This window comes from Stenotrophomonas sp. 05L44_2 (assembly GCF_056665995.1).
The window spans coordinates 1-4,063 of sequence record NZ_JBFTNR010000382.1 but is presented as its reverse complement, the minus strand read 5'-3'; the positions used below and the strand labels follow the sequence as shown (position 1 = coordinate 4,063).

Sequence of the window (4,063 nt, the reverse complement as noted above, 5' to 3'; positions counted from 1 at the left end):
GCGTTAGCACTACCAAACGCTTGATCATCGTTCACTCCAGGACAGCCCACCCACATGAGCGAACCCTACCTGAGCCGCTGGCGATTGCGACGTGATGGTCCTTCGATCCRTACCCCCCATGCCCGGCTCTGGCCGGTGCTGACCGCCTCTGGCGAGGCGGCCATGTTGAAGGTGAGCACGGAGACAGAGGAACAGAACGGCCATCGCCTGCTGCGCTGGTGGAACGGCGACGGTGCCGCACGCCTGCTGGCCCACGAGGGGCCGGCGATCCTGATCGAACGGGCGCACGGCGATTCGCTGCGGCAACGCTCGATCAAGGGCGAGGACGACGCCTGCACCATGATCCTGTGCCAGGTCCTGCAGCAGCTGCACCGGCCACGGAGCGCGCCACCAGAAGATCTGGTCTGCCTGCGTAGATGGTTCGCCGATCTGCTGCAACCAAGGGCACCGCTGCCGCCATTGCTGGAACAGTGCAGATCGCTGGCGATGGCACTGCTGGAGGACGAGCAGGAGATGCGGCCCCTGCATGGCGACCTGCACCACGACAACGTGCTGGATTTCGGCGCACGGRGCTGGCTGGCGATCGACCCGAAGCGGTTGCTGGGCGACCGCGCGTTCGACTACACCACGATGTTCAGCAACCCGGACCTGTGCGGGCCGGGCATCCATGTGGCAACACGGCCCGAGCGCTTCCATGCCCGGGTGGAACAGGTCTGCCGGCTGGCCGATCTCGAGCGCACGCGGCTGCTGCGCTGGATCGCGGCCAGTGCCGGCCTGTCAGCGGTGTGGTTCAGGGATGATGGTGACCCGGCCGACATCGATGAGGCGGTGGCCGTGATGGCCCTGCAGGCGCTGGCGGAGGCGTGACGCGAACCTGGCAGGTGCCCACCCTGGTGGGCACGCCGTGCCAGGATCAGGCCTTCTCCATCGTGCACAGCAGCGGGTGCTGGTTCATCCGCGCGTACTCGTTGACCTGGGCCACCTTGGTTTCGGCCACTTCGCGGGTGAACACACCGCAGACGCCACGGCCACGGGTGTGGACGTGCAGCATCACCTGGGTGGCCTTGTCCAGATCCATGTTGAAGAACTGCTGCAGGACGTCCACGACGAAATCCATCGGGGAGTAGTCGTCATTGAGCAGCATGACCTGATAGAAGGGCGGCGGCGCCACTTCCGGGCGCGCGGGCTCCACGGCAACGCCGTGCTCGTGGTGGGAATCGGGGGCGGACTCGCGAGGCATCTGCCGATTATAAGGGGTGCGACGGCCTTGCGTAGGCCCCGCGTGGAATGGACGGCACGGGCGCCCGCCGTCACAATTGCACCTTCCCACACACTTGGTTTCACAGGATCTTCATGAAAAGGACCCTTCTCTCCGCTCTGCTGATCGCCCTGGCTGCCGCGGGCACCGCTGGCGCTGCGACCACCACTGACAGCACGAAGGCCGACAAGGCCGTTGCCCGTCACCTGGAAAAGCTGGGTTACACCTACGAGGTCGATGAAGACGGCGATTACCAGATGGTGTTCGATGTCGAAGGCGATCGCACCCAGATCGTCTATGTGCGCTCGTCGGTGGAAGACTTCGGTACCCACAACATCCGCGAGATCTGGTCGCCGGGCTACACCTCGCAGACCAAGCAGTTCCCGGTGGCCGTGGCCAACCGCCTGCTGGAAGATTCGCAGGACGCCAAGATGGGCGGCTGGGTGAAGCAGGAGTCGACCGCGATGTTCGTGGTGAAGATCGATGCCGACGCCACCTCCGACCAGCTCAGCGACGCCATCGATGCGGCCATCCGCACCGCCGACGCGATGGAGCTGGAGCTGACCAAGAAGGACGATCTCTGAGTTGAACACCTCGCCGGACCCGCGCTGGGCACCGCATGCAACCGTCGCCACCGTGGTGGTCGACGGCGGCAGGGTGCTACTGGTGGAAGAAACCATCGAGGGCCGGCAGGTGCTGAACCAGCCGGCCGGGCATCTGGAGCCGGGTGAAAGCCTGGCCGAGGCCGCCCTGCGCGAGACCGTCGAGGAAACCGGCTGGACGGTGGAACTGACCGCCTTCATCGGCTGCTACCAGTGGACCGCCGGTGACGGCACCCCGTTCCTGCGCTTCTGTTATGCCGCGCGCCCGGTCTCGCACGACCCGGCGCGGCCGCTGGATGCCGGCATCGATCGGGCGCTGTGGATGACCCCGGCCGAACTGCAGGCCGCCGCCGGACGCCAGCGCAGCCCGCTGGTCTGGCAGGTGCTGGCCGACTACCTGGCCGGCCAGCGCTATCCGCTTGCACTGGTCCGGGAGGTCGCATGAGCAGCCCACGGGTGATGGTTGGCGTGTCTGGCGGCGTGGATTCTTCCGTGGCTGCYTGGCGSCTGGTGCAGCAGGGCGAGGCCGTGGCYGGTCTGTTCATGCAGAACTGGGCCGACGAYGGCAGCGGTGACTGCCGCGCCGAGGACGAYCGCCGCGACGCGGTAGCGGTCTGCGGACTGCTGGGCATTCCGTTCCATTTCCGCGATTTCTCCAACGAATACTGGCAGGGCGTGTTCGAGCACTTCCTGGCCGAATACGCCGCCGGCCGCACGCCCAACCCGGACGTGCTGTGCAACCGCGAAGTGAAGTTCAAGCACTTCCTCGATGCGGCCCGCGAACTGGGCGCCGAGCGGATCGCCACCGGCCATTACGCACGCATTGCCCAGCGCGGCCATCAGTGGCTGCTGCTGCGTGGCGCCGACCGTTCCAAGGACCAGAGTTACTTCCTGCACCAGCTGGGGCAGGAGCAGCTGGCGGCCACCCTGTTCCCGATTGGTGACCTGGAAAAGAGCGACCTGCGCCGGATTGCCCGCGACGTCAGCCTGCCGACCCACGCCAAGAAGGATTCCACCGGCATCTGCTTCATCGGCGAGCGCGATTTCCGTGAGTTCCTTGGGCGCTACCTGCCGGCCAAGGCCGGGCAGATCCTCGATCCCAGCGATGGCAGCGTGATCGCCGAACATCCTGGCGTCTTCTATTTCACCCTGGGCCAGCGCGAAGGCCTGAACATCGGCGGCGTGCGCGGCCGCCCTGCCGCGCCCTGGTATGTGGTCGGCAAGGACGTGGCCAGCAACGTGCTGTACGTGGACCAGGACCGTGACAGCCCATGGATGCTGTCCAACAGGCTGCGCTCGGAGACCGCGCACTGGATTGCCGGCGCACCACCGGCACGGCATTTTGAATGCGCCGCGCAGACCCGCTACCGCCAGCCCGATGAGCCGTGCAGCGTGGACGTGCTGGACGACGGCAGCGTGCAGGTCACCTTCGCCCGGCCGCAGCGTGCAGTCACCCCCGGGCAATCCCTGGTGCTGTATGACGGTGAGGTCTGCCTGGGTGGCGCGGTGATCGCCGCCACCGACGCGCCGCTGGAACAGCGCCTGCGCACCACCCCTTCTCCTTTTGAGGTAATCGCTGCATGAGTTTCACTGTCGACGACCGCGTTCTGGCTTTGGCCGGCATTGCCCAGGCCCTGCAGCAGGTACGCCGTATCGCCGATACCGGCCACTCCGACGCCGCTGCCGTGCGCACTGCCGTGGACAGCGTGTTCCGCATCGATGCGTCCTCGCCGCAGGCGGTTTTTGGCGATCGGCACGCCCTGAAATCCGGCCTGCGCCTGCTGCACAATTATTTCCGCAGCCAGGGCCAGGACCCGATCCTGCCCAAGCTGGCCCTGTCGGTACTGCAGCTGGAGCGCCGCTTCGTGCAGGACGGCGCCACCGTGAACAAGGTCGCCTCGGGTATCGAGCGCGCCCAGCGCCAGGCCACCGAGCTGGGTGACAGCGGCCACCCGGATGTTCTGGCCGCGCTGGGCGGCCTGTATGCAGACACCATCAGCCACCTCAAGCCGCGGGTCATGGTGCAGGGCAACCCGCATTACCTGGGCCAGGCCGGCGTGGTGGCCGAGATCCGCGCGCTGCTGCTGGCCGCCGTGCGCGCCGCCGTACTGTGGCGGCAGCTGGGTGGCAGTTACTGGGACTTCCTGCTCAGCCGCAAGGCGATGGTCGAGGCCGTGGACCGGCAGCTGGCCTGAGGGCGGGG

At 66.9% G+C, this 4,063-nt stretch carries 6 protein-coding genes; 5 read left to right on the top strand and 1 reads right to left on the bottom strand.

What is annotated here, in order from left to right:
- The first annotated feature begins 54 nt into the window (after positions 1–54).
- Complete coding sequence (locus AC1VAN_RS13975; protein WP_480986005.1) at positions 55–867, top strand: APH(6) family putative aminoglycoside O-phosphotransferase; 813 nt, start codon at positions 55–57, stop codon at positions 865–867.
- Positions 868–913: 46 nt separating this feature from the next.
- Here AC1VAN_RS13975 and clpS read toward each other — a convergent pair whose 3' ends face one another.
- Positions 914–1,240 carry an ATP-dependent Clp protease adapter ClpS gene (gene clpS, locus AC1VAN_RS13970; protein ID WP_025879127.1) on the bottom strand — a complete coding sequence of 109 codons (327 nt, stop codon included), beginning with the start codon at positions 1,238–1,240 and terminating at the stop codon, positions 914–916.
- A gap of 113 nt (positions 1,241–1,353) precedes the next feature.
- On the opposite strand from clpS, the gene AC1VAN_RS13965 reads away from it, so the two are divergent.
- Genes AC1VAN_RS13965 through hflD form a run of 4 tightly spaced genes read left to right on the top strand, consistent with a single transcriptional unit; the run spans position 1,354 to position 4,055 of the window.
- A complete protein-coding gene (locus AC1VAN_RS13965) occupies positions 1,354–1,842 on the top strand; it encodes a hypothetical protein (RefSeq protein ID WP_025879126.1) in 489 nt (162 codons plus the stop codon).
- A 1-nt stretch (position 1,843) separates the two neighbouring features.
- The gene (locus AC1VAN_RS13960; protein WP_025879125.1) at positions 1,844–2,305 is read left to right on the top strand and encodes an NUDIX hydrolase; all 462 of its coding nucleotides are present in this window, start codon (positions 1,844–1,846) and stop codon (positions 2,303–2,305) included.
- Positions 2,302–3,444 (top strand): tRNA 2-thiouridine(34) synthase MnmA, encoded by a 1,143-nt coding sequence (mnmA, locus tag AC1VAN_RS13955; RefSeq protein WP_442252051.1) that lies wholly within the window; start codon positions 2,302–2,304, stop codon positions 3,442–3,444. The genes AC1VAN_RS13960 and mnmA overlap by 4 nt, the downstream gene beginning before the upstream one ends.
- A complete protein-coding gene (hflD, locus tag AC1VAN_RS13950; RefSeq protein ID WP_025879123.1) occupies positions 3,441–4,055 on the top strand; it encodes a high frequency lysogenization protein HflD in 615 nt (204 codons plus the stop codon). The genes mnmA and hflD overlap by 4 nt, the downstream gene beginning before the upstream one ends.
- The last annotated feature ends 8 nt before the right edge of the window (positions 4,056–4,063 follow it).